The 16,908-nt window shown below is 28.9% G+C and carries 12 protein-coding genes; 7 read left to right on the top strand and 5 right to left on the bottom strand.

Features of this window, described 5'->3' with window-relative positions; all coding sequences use genetic code 11:
• Positions 1-14: 14 nt before the first annotated feature.
• The 3 genes from R4I97_RS02540 (at position 15) to R4I97_RS02530 (ending at position 4,490) form a co-directional block, all read left to right on the top strand.
• A complete protein-coding gene (locus tag R4I97_RS02540) occupies positions 15-572 on the top strand; it encodes a TetR/AcrR family transcriptional regulator (protein WP_335783567.1) in 558 nt (185 codons plus the stop codon).
• Positions 573-619: 47 nt separating this feature from the next.
• The gene (locus tag R4I97_RS02535; RefSeq protein WP_335783566.1) at positions 620-2,368 is read left to right on the top strand and encodes an ABC transporter ATP-binding protein/permease; all 1,749 of its coding nucleotides are present in this window, start codon (positions 620-622) and stop codon (positions 2,366-2,368) included.
• 469 nt (positions 2,369-2,837) lie between these two features.
• On the top strand, positions 2,838-4,490 hold the full coding sequence (locus R4I97_RS02530) for an ABC transporter ATP-binding protein (protein WP_335784053.1): 1,653 nt from the start codon (positions 2,838-2,840) through the stop codon (positions 4,488-4,490).
• A gap of 91 nt (positions 4,491-4,581) precedes the next feature.
• On the opposite strand, the gene R4I97_RS02525 is transcribed toward R4I97_RS02530, so the two are convergent.
• From R4I97_RS02525 to R4I97_RS02505, 5 genes are all read right to left on the bottom strand, one after another.
• Complete coding sequence (locus R4I97_RS02525) at positions 4,582-6,051, bottom strand: leucyl aminopeptidase (RefSeq protein ID WP_335783565.1); 1,470 nt, start codon at positions 6,049-6,051, stop codon at positions 4,582-4,584.
• Positions 6,052-6,113: 62 nt separating this feature from the next.
• The gene (locus R4I97_RS02520) at positions 6,114-6,653 is read right to left on the bottom strand and encodes a hypothetical protein (protein WP_335783564.1); all 540 of its coding nucleotides are present in this window, start codon (positions 6,651-6,653) and stop codon (positions 6,114-6,116) included.
• 59 nt (positions 6,654-6,712) lie between these two features.
• The gene (locus tag R4I97_RS02515) at positions 6,713-7,375 is read right to left on the bottom strand and encodes a late competence development ComFB family protein (protein WP_335783563.1); all 663 of its coding nucleotides are present in this window, start codon (positions 7,373-7,375) and stop codon (positions 6,713-6,715) included.
• A 135-nt stretch (positions 7,376-7,510) separates the two neighbouring features.
• On the bottom strand, positions 7,511-8,227 hold the full coding sequence (purC, locus tag R4I97_RS02510; RefSeq protein WP_335783562.1) for a phosphoribosylaminoimidazolesuccinocarboxamide synthase: 717 nt from the start codon (positions 8,225-8,227) through the stop codon (positions 7,511-7,513).
• Positions 8,228-8,331: 104 nt separating this feature from the next.
• The gene (locus tag R4I97_RS02505; RefSeq protein WP_335783561.1) at positions 8,332-8,886 is read right to left on the bottom strand and encodes a TetR/AcrR family transcriptional regulator; all 555 of its coding nucleotides are present in this window, start codon (positions 8,884-8,886) and stop codon (positions 8,332-8,334) included.
• 684 nt (positions 8,887-9,570) lie between these two features.
• Between R4I97_RS02505 and R4I97_RS02500 the strand changes: the two genes are divergently transcribed.
• From R4I97_RS02500 to R4I97_RS02485, 4 genes are all read left to right on the top strand, one after another.
• Positions 9,571-11,073 carry a TolC family protein gene (locus R4I97_RS02500; protein ID WP_335783560.1) on the top strand — a complete coding sequence of 501 codons (1,503 nt, stop codon included), beginning with the start codon at positions 9,571-9,573 and terminating at the stop codon, positions 11,071-11,073.
• Positions 11,074-11,114: 41 nt separating this feature from the next.
• Positions 11,115-14,282, top strand: coding sequence for an efflux RND transporter permease subunit (locus R4I97_RS02495; RefSeq protein ID WP_335783559.1), 3,168 nt, complete (start codon positions 11,115-11,117; stop codon positions 14,280-14,282).
• 355 nt (positions 14,283-14,637) lie between these two features.
• The gene (locus tag R4I97_RS02490) at positions 14,638-15,441 is read left to right on the top strand and encodes a DUF2262 domain-containing protein (protein ID WP_335783558.1); all 804 of its coding nucleotides are present in this window, start codon (positions 14,638-14,640) and stop codon (positions 15,439-15,441) included.
• 556 nt (positions 15,442-15,997) lie between these two features.
• Positions 15,998-16,858 carry a flagellin gene (locus R4I97_RS02485; protein ID WP_295295126.1) on the top strand — a complete coding sequence of 287 codons (861 nt, stop codon included), beginning with the start codon at positions 15,998-16,000 and terminating at the stop codon, positions 16,856-16,858.
• The last annotated feature ends 50 nt before the right edge of the window (positions 16,859-16,908 follow it).

Here is a 16,908-nt window from a genome sequence, read left to right as displayed (position 1 = left end):
TTGAGGTGTTTTTTATGAATAATATAATAACTTCAAAAGAAGAAATATTAAAAGCAAGCAGAGAGTTAATAAAAAAGAAAGGACTAAATGCTATAAATATGCGCTCGGTTGCTGAGGCTTCAAATATAGCGGTTGGTTCTATATATAACTATTTTAAATCAAAAGAAGAACTTACTATTGCTGTTGTTGGAAGTGTGTGGTTTGATATATTTCATCCTTCAAATGTATGTTTAGAATCTGACAGTTTTATAGACAGTGTTGATATAATTTTTCAAAGTTTAGATAAAGGAAATAAAAAATATCCTAACTTTTTTTCTTATCACTCTTCTATGATATTTGGTAAAAATAAGAATAAGGGTGTGAATATGATGAACACTATAATAAAACATATGAAAGATGGATTATACAAAACTCTTTCGAATGATAAAAAAGTGAGAAGTGATGCTTTTGATGATAATTTTACGGAGGGTAAATTTATAGATACTATATTTTCATTTATAATGAGTTCCATGATGAAAGGAGATTATGATAGTTTTGTTATAAAAGAGATAATTAAGAGAACTATTTATTAATACGTTGATACAATAGAAAATAATATATATATGATAAAGGAAAAATTATGATTAATAAAAGGCTTATAGCTTTAATGGGGGATTCCAGAAAATATATAGCTTGGCATGTAATAATACAGCTTGCCAATTTAGCTCTTAATATAGCTGCAATATTTTTTATGGCAGATATTATACAAAAAGCATATCAAAAAAATATAACAAAAGAAGATATTATAACATTATGTATTGCTTTTTTTGTTATAATAATTTTAAGATTTAGATTTAATATTTTATTATCTCAAATGTCGTATTATGCTTCTGGCAGAGTGAAACAAACTTTAAGAGAAAAAATGTACTCAAAACTTCTTACACTTGGAAGCAGATATAAAGAAAAATTTTCAACAAGCGAGATTGTTCAAATATCTATGGAAGGTGTTGATCAATTAGAAACTTATTTTGGACGTTATTTGCCGCAATTCTTTTATAGTATGATAGCTCCTATTGTGCTTTTTTGTGTCCTTTCTACTATCAGCATAAAATCAGCTGTTATACTTTTAATATGTGTACCTCTTATACCTTTATCAATAGTTGCTATAGTAAAAATTGCAAAGAAGATATTAAAAAAATATTGGGGAAGCTATAGCGATTTGGGAGAGATATTTTTAGAAGACGTGCAGGGGCTTACCACTTTAAAAATATATAAAGCTGATGAAAAGAAAAATGAAGAGATGAATATTGAAGCAGAAAAGTTTAGAATTGCTACAATGAATCTTCTTTTTATGCAATTAAACTCTACTACTATAATGGACATAATTGCTTATGGCGGGGCTGCTTTAGGAGTGATAGTATCTATACTTGAATATATGAAAGGAAATATCAACCTTGCAGGCACATTCACTATAATAATGCTTTCTGCAGAGTTTTTTATTCCTTTAAGACTTTTGGGTTCATTCTTCCATATAGCTATGAATGGAATATCTGCAAGCGATAAGATGTTTGAAATACTTGATATGCCTGAAGATAAAAATAGAGTAAATAAAATAAATAAAGACAATGAAGAGATTATTTTTAACAATGTAAGTTTTGCATACAACGAAGATAAAACCATATTAAAAAATATAAATCTAAATATAAAAGAAAAATCATTTGTTTCTATAGTGGGAGTTTCTGGTTCTGGAAAAAGCACCATTGCAGGACTCATATCTTTAAAAAATGAAAATTATAAAGGCTCTATAAAAATAGGTGATATTGAACTATCTACAATAGACAAAAATGATTTATATAAAAAAATAGTGGTAGTTGATCATAACAGTTATTTATTTGAAGGCACTGTATATGATAATTTAAAAATGGCAGGAAGCACTATCACAGAAAGAAAGATGGATGAAGCATTAAAAAAAGTAGAGCTTTATGATTTCTTACAAACTGAAGACGGTCTTAATACAAAGATAATGGAGAAAGCTTCCAACCTATCAGGCGGACAAAAACAGAGATTAGCATTAGCAAGGGCTATACTTTTTAATGCTGATATATATATATTTGATGAGGCTACTTCTAATGTTGATGTTGAAAGTGAGGAGAGCATTATGGAGATTATAAGAGATATTGCTAAAGAGAAAACGGTTATATTAATATCTCATAGGCTTTATAACTGCATACCTTCAGACAAGATATATTTTTTAAAAGACGGCGTTATAGAGGAGGAAGGTACGCATAATGAATTGATGAGTATAAATGGAGAGTATGCGAGAATATTTAATGAGCAAACAAATTTAGAGAGCATAACAAAAGGAGAGAGTTTAAGCATAGCGATATAATTATATATTTAAAAAATTATATTTTGTCAATTTCTGATTTTTTATGAATATAATAATTTAGTATAAAATAATTAGTTTTGATAAAAAAATACAGTTCTTTTGCTTCTTTTATACCAATAAAAGAAGTAGGGGTTCGGGGACTAGTCCCCGAAAATAATAAAAAATAAAAGTTAGTTTTTAGAAACTGTAAAAATTGTAGTGTATATATAAAAAATATATTTTGTTCAACTTTTTCCCGCCTTACACGGTGTGGACTTCGTCAAAGTTGCAAAAAGTGCAAATAATAATAGCTATAAAATAATTGATTATATTTTAGACATATAAATTATAAAGCTATTCAAAATATAGCCTTTTTGCTTCTTTGTGGCACGCCGCAAGGGCACTTCCTTCGGTCGCAAAAGAAGTGGGGGTGTGGGGGCTAGTCCCCACAAATAATAATACTAAAAAATAATAAATTGGAGTTTAAATGATGCGAAGAAGCGGTATTAAAATTATGGCACAATTAATCGGGCTAATTGCTCCGCTTATGCATGTTATGATATTGGCAATAACTACAGGAATCTTGGGATTCTTGTGTGCTATATCTATAACAATTCTTGGCGGATATGCCATATTAACTTTTTTAGGGTTAAATAATTTCTTTACAATAAAAACAATATTCATTACTGTTTTGGTGCTTGCAGCTTTAAGAGGTTTGCTTCACTATGTTGAACAGTTAAGCAATCACTTTATAGCTTTTAAATTGCTTGCATTAATTAGAGATAAGGTTTTTAAGGCTCTAAGAAAATTATCCCCTGCAAAACTTGAAGGAAGAGATAAAGGAAATTTAATAGCACTTATTACAAGCGACATCGAACTTCTTGAGGTATTTTATGCTCATACAATTTCACCAATAGCTATAGGCGTATTAACTTCAATAATTATGACAATATTTATAGGAAGCTTTAATATTGTATTGGGAGCTATTGCATTATTAGGATATTTTACTATAGGGTTTATCATTCCTTATTTTTCATCAAAGTTTGGAAAAAATGACGGAATGGAATACAGAAATAATTTTGGTAAATTAAACAGCTATTTTCTTGACAGTTTATGGGGTATAAAAGAGATACTTCAATTTGGGTACGGTGAAAAAAGAATACAAGCAATAGAAAATAAAACTGATGACTTAATGGATTTAAATAAAAAACTAAAAAAATATGAAGGCATAATATCAGGACTCACCACTTCAGCAGTATCATTATTTACATTAGCTATTCTTGTAGTAAGTGTGTTAATATCAAAAGACAAGGATTTATCTAACATATTAATACCTACCATAGCAATGGCAAGTTCATTCGGACCTGTAATAGCATTGAGTAATTTATCAAACAATTTATTTATGACATTAGCAAGCGGTGAGAGAGTTCTTAATTTGCTTGCAGAAGAGCCTATTGTAGAAGAAGTTTATGACGGAGAGAGTAATTTAGAGTTTAATGGACTTGAATGCGAGAATGTATGCTTTGATTATGAAGGCGAAGAGATATTAAATGATTACAACTTACAAATAGAGCCTAATAAGATAATAGGAATAAGCGGAAAAAGCGGAAGCGGAAAATCTACACTACTTAAACTATTTATGCGATTTTGGGATATAAAAAAAGGAAGCTTAAAAATATCTGGCTCTAATATAAAAGATATTAACACTGATAGTTTAAGGGATATTGAAAGCTATGTAACACAAGAAACATCTATTTTTAAAGACACCATAGAAAATAATATAAAAATAGCAGATAAAGATGCTACAAGAGAAGAAGTTATTGAAGCATGCAAAAAAGCATCATTACATGACTTTATAATGAGCCTTCCAAATGGATATGATACTAATGTAGGAGAACTCGGAGACACTTTATCAGGCGGAGAAAAACAACGTATTGGCATAGCAAGAAGTTTTTTACATAAAGCATCTTTTATGCTTCTTGATGAGCCTACAAGCAATCTTGATAGTTTGAACGAAGCTGTTATATTAAAATCTGTAAAAGATAATAGCAAAAATAAAACTATTGTACTTGTTTCGCATAGAACATCTACTCTCAATATAGCTGACAAAGTTTATAAAATGAAGAGTGATAGAGTAAGCTAAAATATATTATAAATTATTTATAAAAATGATTTAAAAATAAAAGAGTTCTACCAATATAGTAGAACTCTTAAAAAATATATAATAATTATTATTAATTAATTTCTATTAGCTTTTCTATAGTTTTTTCTAATAAATAAACTCCAACACCAGTAGCACCTTTAGCTAAATATTTTTCATTGGCATCAGATATAGAAGAGCATGCTATATCCAAGTGAGCCCATTTAGTTCCTTCAGTGAAGTATGAAAGAAATTGTGCAGCAGTGATAGCACCAGCATATCTTCCGCCAGTGTTTTTTATATCAGCTACATCAGATTTTATTTGCTCTTTATACTCATCAAACATAGGAAGCTCCCATACTCTTTCATAAGTATCATCACCAGCCTCTTTAAGAGCCTTAGATAATTTTTCATCTGTAGAAAGAAGTCCTGTAGCATGTCTTCCCAAAGCTATAGAACAAGCACCTGTTAATGTAGCTATATCTATTATATAATCAGGTTTATATTTTTCTATACCATAAGCAAGAGCATCAGCAAGTATTAATCTTCCTTCTGCATCTGTACTAATAATCTCAACAGTAACACCATTATACATTTTTAATATATCACCAGGGTTAATAGCCCCGCTTCCTGTTTTGTTGTCTGTTAGAGGACAAATAGCAGTAACATTAGCATCAAGATTCATATCAGCAGCCAAAAATAAAGCTCCGCAAACTGCAGCAGCACCAGCCATATCATCTTTCATTCCAAGCATACTATCAGCAGGCTTCAAACTCATTCCGCCTGTATCAAATGTTATACCTTTACCAACTAATACTATATTCTTTTTAGCCTTAGCTTTTTTATATTGCATACAAAGTAATCTTGGAGGATTCTTACTTCCAGCATTAACTCCCAATATTCCATTCATCTTTAATGTTTTTAATTGTTTTTCATCTAATATAGTTGCAGTTAATTTTTTCTTTTCTGCAATCTTTTTTGCCCTATCTATAAATGTTAAAGAATTAATAGTATTGCTTGGTTCATTAACCATATCCCTTGCCCAACAAATATGCTCAGATATATTAGAAGCAATATTAATAGCATTTTCAGTATCTTTTTTATGGTCAGAAACAAGTAAAATATTATTAATATTGTTCTTTTCTTTAAGTCTTTTTTCTCCAAAATAATAATCAAAACTGTAAGAAGCTAAAAACATTCCTAAACAAAATTGTATATAAGATTCTTCAGAACCAATTTCAGCAAATAACTCAGCCATATCTACTTCTATATCAGATATATGCAGCTGATTCATTATTCTTATTAAAGAAGCGCCTGCATTTTTCCAAGTTTCATAAATATAGTTTTTTACTTCTTTATAAGTAATATAAATTACTCTAGTATTGCTCGAAAAAGCAAATGCAAATGGAGTTGATATGGTATAATATTTGTCTTTTACTAAACTATTAAATAATTTTATATACTCATCATTAAATGTGCAAACTTTAGGTTTTTCTTTTTCAACCTTAACAAAGATTGCAACAGTATCTTTTTTTATAAAATTGCTTGTGTGTTTGAGTTTCATCGATATGTCCTTTACGAATTCTATGATGATATCTATTATATATAATGTTTATTTTATGTCAATTAATTAATTTTTAAATTCACATAATCTATAGACAAATCACTTTCAGTTTTAGTTATCACTAATTTATATCTATCTCCATTATGAGTATAAATATCAGCTAAACTATCACCATTAGGATTTTCTATTTTTTCTGTTTCCAATGATATATTGCATTTGTCTAAATTCTTAAATATACTGCTTAAAGACATATCAATATTATTTGTAATATTAAGAGTAATCTGTTCTATTTTTTTTTGGGAAATAAATACATTAATTTCAGCAAAGTTTTCGTATATATTTATGGTTTTCTTTAGAATATTATTATAAATCATGTTTCTATCTATATCAAACAAATTAGATAAATCGTCAAATGATGTTGTAAATGAAAGGGAAGCCAAAGATTTTACCTCCCCATTTACGCAATAGACTATATCACTATAAGAAAAAGGACGGACCATATTTTTTTTATCATACACTGCTTTGTTTTTATGTATGATGTTTAGTATCATTATACCAAATATTATAAAACATATTAATACTACAAACTTTACAAATCTCATTAACCTACAACAATATCGACTTAAAATATTTTTATTTATTTTTTAATAAATTAAATAACTTATTTATTTTCTACAAGTGATATATCATTAACTTCTTCAACCGAAAATAACGGCATATCACCAGCATTATAATATTCAGGCTGTACAGTAAAAGTTAAAGAACTCTTAAATTTTTGATAGTTCTCAGCTTCTACCACTATATCCAAATTAACATCTATTTTTTTATTAGAATCAGTCTTTTGCGGCATAAAACAAAACATATATTTACCAGCCACATTTTTAGCAACTATAGCAGGATTTGGAAAGTTAACTCCATATCCCTTTAATAAAGCATTATTGCTGAACATATAAACCTTAGCGCTCTCTATTCTGTCAGTATTATTAGAAGCAAATAAATTACCCATTATGCTCGGATAAGTAATATAATAACCGCTTTCTTCTATAACTGGTATAGTATCTGAAGAAGCATTGCTTTCTCTTCTTTTTGTAACAACCTCACAAGCTTGAGATATAATATTTAAAACTTCTTTATTATCTTCTATAGGGTCTTTATAGCTGTACAATACCCCCCTAGCACTTGTAACATATTCTGGTTTTACTCTATTTAATGTATATGCAATAATATCCATACGCATATTGCTATTAACTGGAATATTTTTCTTTTGTAGATATGCATCTGCCAACTTAGAAACTTTTTGTTCCATTAGGTTTACTAAATACATAACAAACTCCTTAAACTTTATAATACATTATACAAAATTATATATTATTTGTCAAAGTAAATATAATAAATTGTGTAAAAATGAAAGGGCTAAACTAATAGTTAAGCCCCCTCAAAAATAATAATATAAATTTATTTAAATATTGTTAAGTCTGTTTAATACTTCTATATAAGCCTCTTCTATAGAACCTAAATCTCTTCTAAATCTATCTTTATCCAATTTTTTTCCAGTAGCCTTATCCCAGAAGCGGCAAGTGTCAGGTGTGATTTCATCTGCTAAAAGTATTTCACCTTTTGAATTTTTACCAAACTCTACTTTAAAATCTACTAATGTAATTCCTATTTTATCTAAAGCTTCTTTTAATAAATTATTTACTTTAGAAGTTACTTCATATATATATTTCAATTCATCATAAGTAGCAAGTTTTAAAGCAACAGCATGATGGTCATTAATAAGCGGATCGCCGTATTCATCATTTTTATAGCATATCTCAAAAATAGTATTAGGCGGAACTGTACCTTCTTCTATACCAAGTCTTTTAGCCATAGAACCTGCTATTAAATTTCTTACTATCACTTCCAATGGAAATATTTTTACTTTCTGGCAAAGCTGTTCTCTGTCAGATAACTTTTCTATAAAATGTGTCTTAACACCATTCTTCTCCAACATCTTAAAAAGTAAAGTAGTAATCTCATTGTTCATGACGCCTTTATCTTTTATAGAGCCTTTCTTTTCGCCGTTAAAAGCTGTGGCATCATCTTTATAATAAACTATTATCTCATCAGCATTATCAGTAGAATAAACTTTTTTTGCCTTACCTTCATAAATCATTTCTTTTTTTTCTTTGGACATAACCTATACTCCTATTTATTAAAACGATTATTTATTATATACCCTTTTTTATTATTTTACTATATTTTTTTATTGCATTTTTTATTAAAACTAATATATATAATTTATTTTAAGCTCTTCTCTAATAAATTACATATATTATTAACTAATATATCTTTATTTATATTCCTGTCTTCCTTTATCCAATGATATATTATTGATACCAAACCACCAGATATAAATTCTTGTATTACTATATTCTCCTCATCTTTTAACCATTCATTTAAGTAACCTAATAAAATCTTGTGAAGAAGAGATATAAATAGAAGGGTGTTGTTATAATTAACTAATGAAGTATTAAAATATTGTTTGTTATTATCAAAATAGTTTATTATTTTTTCTATTATTTTTCTGTAATTCTTTTTAAAATTATAAATTAAATTATCGTCCCTCAATTCTTTTATAATATCTTCTTTTATATCTTCTATGATGCTATTTAAAAGTTCTTCTTTATTATTGTAGTGGTCATAAAATGTAACCCTATTAATCATAGATTTTTCGCATATTTCTGTAACAGTGATATCATTAAAGGAGTGAGTTTTAAAAAGTTCGAGTAAAGATTGTTTTAATAATTTTTGAGTTTTTATGATTCTCAAATCTTTTTTATTTTCTTCTGTCATAGTTAGATTATACTGAAACAAGCATATTTTGTCAAAATTTAGTTTTTAAGTTTTTTATTATTTGCGGGGACTAGCCCCCACACCCCCAGTTCTTTTGTTGCCACAAAGAACCAAAAAGGCTGCATTAAAAAAACTAACTTTTAAGCATATCCAAAATCATATATTATTTTATGTTAATACATATTACAACATATAACTTGCACTTTTTGCAACTTTTTGCGGCGGGAAAAAGTTGAATAAAACAAAAAATTACATTGTAAAATATAGTTGTTTAACATATCTTAAAAGAATTTAAGTTTTTTGCTTGTGGTGGCTTTGCCCCCACGCCCCCAGTTCTTTTATTGGTATAAAAGAACCAAAAGAACTGCATTTTTTTAGCTAAAATAATTAGTATTATTTTATACTTGATACATATTCTTAATATATAAAGTTAGATAACTTGCACTTTTTGCAACTTTGACGAAGTCCGCACCGCGAAGGCGGGAAAAAGTTGAATAAAATAAAAACTTATATAGCAAAATATAATTATTTAGAATACATTAGTAATAAGCTTAATTTCCATAAATATAATTTACAAAAATAAAAAAATGTCGTTTATCATACAATAGTAATTTTTCTGTACTTGATATAATAATAATCATAAATAAAATATAAAGTATAATAATAATGAGGTTTTGTACAAAAGTGTCAAAAAAATTATTATATTATTTTACCGCATTTTTATTTTTATTAAGCAATTCAATATACACTCAAACCAATGCTGAAATACTCTCTTATGCAGAGTATATAGAAAGAATAAAAAATATAATACCAGAAATGAAATTAACAGCCATACAAGAGAGTAATGCATATAATAATCTAACCAAAGCAAAAAGCTCTGGAGATGTTAAGTTTGATTTACAGGCAGGGGCAATAGGAACACAAAAACACTTTGATGAATATAATATTATACCAACAGCGGACTTTATGCATAACGGTATGAGAATAGGAGCAGGATTCAGCGGACTTATACCATATTCTGGCACAAGGTGGTCTGTAAAAATACAGCATGACAGCTACTTTGGTGATTTAAAAATGGGAGAAGTAGAAATACCTGTAGACACTCCTTTAGGAACTGTTGTAGGAAGACTTCCAAATTTAAGCACAAACAATTTTAAATATTATGCCCCAAGCATTGAAATACAAATAGCTCAGCCAATATTAAGAGACTTTTTTGGTAAATTAGATATGTATCCTATAAAGGATGCAGAGTATCAGCTATCAATAGCAAAACTAAAAAGAATAATAGATGATAACAGCGTATTAACATCATATCAAAAAATATATTATCAGTGGATTATGTCTACAAAATTAATTAAACTCTATGATGAAATGATTAGAGAGGCAAAGGCTTTTGAAAATCAAATATACAAAAGATACACAAGCGGCGTAATAGATAATGACGCTTATCAAAATGCAAGAAGACAAACTTTAAAATATAGAGAAGCAAGAAATAAGTCAGAGTTAATTTTAAAAAAGATAATTAGAAACATACAGTTTTTTATACCAGAAGAGAATGTTGAGCCTAATGAAGATGATTGGGAGAATATGCTTGAAACTTCAATTAATACAAAAATAAATGTAGTGCCTTTTTTGGAGAGTGCTCAGGGGCAGATGGCTTATCAATTAAAATTAAGAAGCGAATATGCATTATCTATAATGAAAAATAATTCTCTTCCAGATTTATCTATAGTAGGAAGTGTATCATTATCCACTTTAGATGACAGCGGTTATTTTAATTCTTTTTCAACTATGACGAATGTTGAATATTTTGTGGGTTTAATGTTTTCTTATCCTATAGGAGGAAGAGATGCTAAAGCCAAGATGGAAGATGCGTATAATGCTTTAACAGCAGTTACTGCAGATTTTGACAGGGTCAATAGAGATTTTGACGTGCAGATTGGTACTTATTACGATGAGTTTGAGGCGTATAAAACAATGCTTGAAGATAAAAAACTTGAAGTACAAGCTTTGGCTTCGAGGGTGAGAACTCAAAACGAAAGGTTTAGGCAGGGAAGGCTTCCTGTTGATGAGATAATTAATGCAAGATTAGATTTAGTAAATGCTCGGGCAGAACTTCTTAATTTGGAATATATGATAATAAGCACGGTGATGGATTATAATTCGCTTGTGCTTCTTAACAACTAAAAACATAATAAAACTCGAGATATTATGAATAAAGAGGTATTATGGATAAAATTGTAGAATTATTTGCTAAAAACAGATTATTAGTAAATGTAATAATATTAATCACCATAGCAGTTGGTATGTTTTCTTATACTGCCATAAAAAAAGAGGCTTTCCCTTCTACAAACTTTGATGTAATGATAGTGCAGGTAATATACCCTGGTGCTTCGCCTGAAGATGTTGAGCAAAATGCTATGATACCTATAGAAGATGAGCTTCAAACTATAGCGGGTATTGATGAGTTTTATTCTATAATGATAGAAAATGCAGGTATTCTTACAATTAGAATAGACATGAAAATAAAAGATACAAGACCTATAAAAGATGAAATATTTAGAAGGCTTCAAAATGCACCGAATGTATCTAAAGATGTTACAGAGATAAAAATTACAGAGGCCAATGCTAATAGGCTTCCAATATACAATATAGGAATAAAATTCAAAGAAGGAATGGAAGGCACAGAAAAAGAGCTTTATGATATATCAAAAAGATTTGAAAAAGAGCTTAAATATGTTGATGGAGTGGCAACCGTTGAAGTATATGGAAGAACAGACCCAGAGATTCAGATTATAGCAGATCCATACAAACTTCAAGAATACTACACATCATTAAGCGAAATAGTGCAGGCATTATCTTTAAGAAATGTAAGGCTTACAAGCGGAAGTATGAAGCCAGATGAAAGCGATGGGCTTGATGCTAACAATAAATTATTAGTTACAACAGGGCAGTTTCAGGACCCTCTATCAATTACAAATGTTATAGTTCGTTCTATATTCAACGGAAAGCCTATAAGAATAGCGGATGTTGCAAGAGTGGAAGAGATGTTTGTTGATAAAACTGTGTATATGAGAGTGAATAAAGAAAATGGATACTCTATAAACATAGTAAAAAAAGAAGATGCTGATATATTAAAAACAATAGAAAATGTTAATGCTTACTTTGAAAAAAATAAATCCACTATTCCAAGCAATATAGAAATAGTTCCTATGTTTGACAACTCAAGAACCATTAACGACCTTCTTAATGCCGTATCATCAAATATCATCACTGGTTTTATTATCATATTTATAATACTAATAATATTTTTGGATTTTAAGAGTGCAATATTTACTTCACTTGGTATGCTTATTGTTATATCAGTTTCTTTGATATTTATGACATACTCTGGAATCACATTTAATATTATATCTCTTGGCGGGCTTATCACTGTACTTGGTATGATTGTAGATAACTCTATAGTTGTATCAGAGAATATATTTAACTTTCACCAAAGAGGTTTTAAAGGTTTAGATGCCACAAAGAATGCTGTTCATGAAGTGTTTATGCCTATGCTTATATCAACACTCACAACAGTTGCTTCTTTTGTGCCTATTCTTTTTGTGGGCGGCACTATGGGAAGGCTTCTTAATCAATATCCTAAAGTTGTAATTATAGCTTTAATTGCAAGTATATTTCAAGCTGTATTAATACTTCCAAACAACTTAATAACTAATGAAGAATTAACAGGCATAAAAAAGAAAAAAAGATTTAATTTTAAAAATCCTCTCGATTTTGATAAAGATAAATTATTTGATAAGCTAAAAATACCTTTTGTTAAATTTTTGAGACTTACTCTCAAACATAGATATTTAGTTTTAATATTTTTTATAAGTATATTTATTGTAAGCATATTTATATTTAAGATTGTATTTTCTCAATTTATACTTGTTTATGATACTAGTGCTGATGTTGTTGTTATTAATATGGATGCAGGTGTTGGAGCTCCATTATATAAAACAGAAAAATATTTAAGTGAAATAGAAGACATTATTTATAAAACAGTAGATACTAATGATATGATTGCAGTTTATAGTTTACTTGGAAAGCAATTAGATAAAAACACTGTTGATATTTCCGAAGAGATGGACAATCTTGCAGGAACAATTATATATTTAGTACCGGCAAACAACAGAAAAAAAGTAGCTTATGACATAGCTGATGATTTAGAAAAAGCTGTAGAAGAGGCAGGTCTTAGAGATGAATTAGCACTTCTTACAATACATACAAAACTTCCTATAACACCCGGTAAAGCTGTAGATGTAAAAATAATAGGAAATGATACTGAAAAAGTTAAAGAAGTTAAAGACAAAATAAAAGCACATTTATTAACATTAGAAGGCGTTATAAACTATGATGATGATGACAAGATTGGTATGGAAGAGCTTAGAGTGTTATTTGATTATGACAGAATGAGCGAACTTGGTGTAAATGTTGCCTATGCTGCAAGAGAATTAAGGGCTGCATATTCTGGAATAGTTGCCACTTCCATTCAGCAATTTGAAAACAAGCTTGATTTTAGGGTGCGAATGGATAAAAAATACACCTACGACACAAATGTATTAAATAATTTATATATGCCAAGCACTTATGGAAGGCTCATACAATTAAAAGATATAGCAACAATAGAAGTTACAAATAATCAATCAAGTATAAGACACTACAACGGTAAAAAATCCATAACACTAACAACTGATATAGTATTAGGAAAAACTACTGCTATAAGAGTAACAGACTCTGTTCAGAAATTCTTTGATTCTATTTCTAAAGATTATCCTAATATAACTATAGAGTTTGGAGGCGAAGTAAAAGAAACTAAAGAGCCTATGAAAAGCATAGCATATGGATATGTTGTAGCGATTATAGCGATATATTTAATACTTTTATTACAATTCAATAAATTTATTCAGCCTCTTATGATACTTGGAATAATACCTTTTGGGGTTGTAGGAGTTATATTAGGTTTTGCTGCACATAGAATGCCTATGTCATTTGTGGGAGCTGTTGGTATAGTAGGTCTTGCGGGAGTTGTTGTTAACAATGGTATTATAATGGTTGACTTAATAAACAGAATATTAGAAGAAGGAAACATACAATCAAAACAAGATGTATTTAATGCTGTAGTTGAAGGAGCAGGAGATAGGTTTAGAGCAATATTTTTAACAACAGTTACTACAATATTCGGACTTCTTCCTACGGTTTATGGAATTGGCGGCAATGCAGATTTGATTGTACCTATGGTTATGGCTATGGCTTATGGACTTTTATTTGCTTCACTTTTAACATTAATATTTTTGCCGAGCTTGTTTATGATATCGGTAGACTTAAAATTAGTAAAAGTGAAATACAAATAATTATTAATTTGAGTATATACTGAAACAACTACATTCTGTCAATTTATGCACATTATATAGAAGTTATCAACTTTTTTGTCGCTCTCGCTGTGCGGACTTCGTCAAAAAGTTGCAAAAAACGCACATACTATATCTAATTCTTTAGGAGTGTGTATAAAATATAGCATAAACATTATATTTTGGCTAAAAATGCAGTTCTTCGAGAATCTTACCCGAATGGTAAAAACTTTGACGAAGTCCACAGAGCGTAGCGGTGGGAAAAAGTTAAATAAAAAAACTTATTATTATTTGAAAATATATTGCAGATTTTTGATATATAAACTATAGTATACATTATTAATAATAGGATATAAAAATGAGTAAGGAAATTGAAAACTTCAATAGCAATTTTGATGATGAAATTTTAGACATGGCGTTCGTGCTTAAAGAATCATGTTTAGGAGCTGGTAAGGTTAATAAAGATAAATATTATACTTTACATATTTATGCTATGGCTTTGCAAAATATTGCCTCTAATGAAATTATAGAAAATGATAATATTCTTATTCAGAAAAAAGTTAAAGAAACAAAAGACTATTTTCAAACGCTTAAAAGTAAAAGCATAGCAAGATTAAAAGTGAGAAAAGAAAAGAATACTAATGATTTGTATATGAGATTTTTGCTTGAAGATATTATTGATACTGACTATAAAGATAATGATTTAAATATTATATTAGAAAAATATTCAGAGGCTGTTTATTACAAAGATGAAGAATTAGGAGACTTTGAGCTTGATAAATCTATAGACATGTTTAGCAAAAATATTGCTTGGAATGATAATAATATTTCAATCTCATTTGAAAATATTGATGAAGAATCTAATAAAAACAGTATTGATATAATTAAAAAAATATTTGCTAATAAAAAAGATATTGACAAAAAACTAAAAGAGTATATAGCAGAAAACATGCTTGAAGATGCCAACAGATGGAACGATGATGCTGACAAGCCTCATATAAACAAAGAAGATTTCGCAAAATTAATAACCTTAACATCTATAACTATATGCGAAGATATTTTAACATTTTGGTTTGATGACGGCGATATTTTCTGGGGGCACAGTATAGTAGTAGACAGCGACTATGATTTTAATTTTACAAAACCTTATATAGAAGGATAATTAATTTTTAATTCACTTACCAGACAACAAAAAAGTGATAAAAAATTATTGATCGGTAAAATGAAATCATTTCAGATAAATTATCTTTTTTGTGTATAATAAGTAATCAACCGCACGGTGAACGAAATTCCGTTTAAAAATTTAGTTTATAATTTTAATTTTTATATATTTAAATATTATATTCTGCGTGCGTTGTTTAGTTTTTTATATATGGAAATAGCGGTTTAATTATAAATTATAAAAAAATCCTAAAAAATTACAAAAAAATAAAAAAAATGCTAAACCAAATTTAAGTTTATGCCGATAGAGCCGAGAATTAATACATAGAAAAACGAAGGTCCAAAGATTTGGCGGTCTCGAACCTTACGTTTTTATATTATTAATTGATAAACCATATTTTGGTATTTTTATTTGCAGATAAGAATACCCAGAGAGTTTATGACTTACCAAAAACCTTAATTTGTTTAAAATCTCGGAAAGTCATAAATTCTCTTTAATATTTTTTTGCCAATTAGGCACGGATGCCTTTTTGAATAAATTATCAGGGAGGATGACGATGATCATCAATAACAATATCAGTGCAGTAAATGCACAACGTACTTTAAAATTTAGGAATGTAGACCTTGCTAAAGATATGGCATCTCTATCTTCTGGTTTAAGAATTAACAGAGCTGGAGATGATGCTTCTGGTTTAGCAGTATCTGAAAAAATGCGTACACAAATTCGCGGTTTACGTCAGGCTGAAAGAAATACTCAAGATGGTATCTCTTTTATTCAAACTACTGAAGGTTACCTTCAAGAAAGCCAAGACATCTTACAAAGAATTCGTGAATTAGCTGTACAATCTGCTAACGGTATCTATACTGATGATGACAGAATGCTTATTCAAGTTGAAGTTTCTCAATTAGTAGATGAAGTTAATCGTATTGCTAGTCAGGCTCAATTCAACACTCTTAATATGCTTACTGGTAGATTTGCTGATCCTAATGCCGGCGGTAACCCTGCTGCAAGTATGTGGTTTCACATGGGAGCTAATATGGACGAAAGAAGAAGAGTTTATATAGGTACTATGACTGCTGCTGCTTTAGGTTTACAAAATACTGCTGATGGTACTAGCCTTTCTATTTCTTCTATTGATAGTGCTAATACTGCTATAGGTTTATTAGATGAAGCTTTAATGAAAGTTTCTAAACAAAGATCTAATCTTGGTGCTTATCAAAACAGATTAGAGCTTACTGCTCAAGGTTTAATGATAGGTTATGAAAACACTATGGCTTCTGAAAGCAGAATAAGAGATACTGATATGGCTGAAGCTTCTGTTAAATTTGCTAAAGATCAAATACTTAGTCAAACTAACTTAGCTATGCTTGCTCAGGCTAACACTATGAACCAAGGCGTATTACGTTTAGTTCAATGATGATTTTTATTGATTGATTGAAAATTAAAAAAGCTGCTTTCTAAATGAGA

It is taken from the genome of Brachyspira pilosicoli (assembly GCF_036997485.1).
Taxonomy (GTDB): domain Bacteria; phylum Spirochaetota; class Brachyspiria; order Brachyspirales; family Brachyspiraceae; genus Brachyspira; species Brachyspira pilosicoli_C.
Note: the sequence above shows the minus strand (reverse complement) of the source record. Positions and strands in the feature narration are given on the sequence as shown.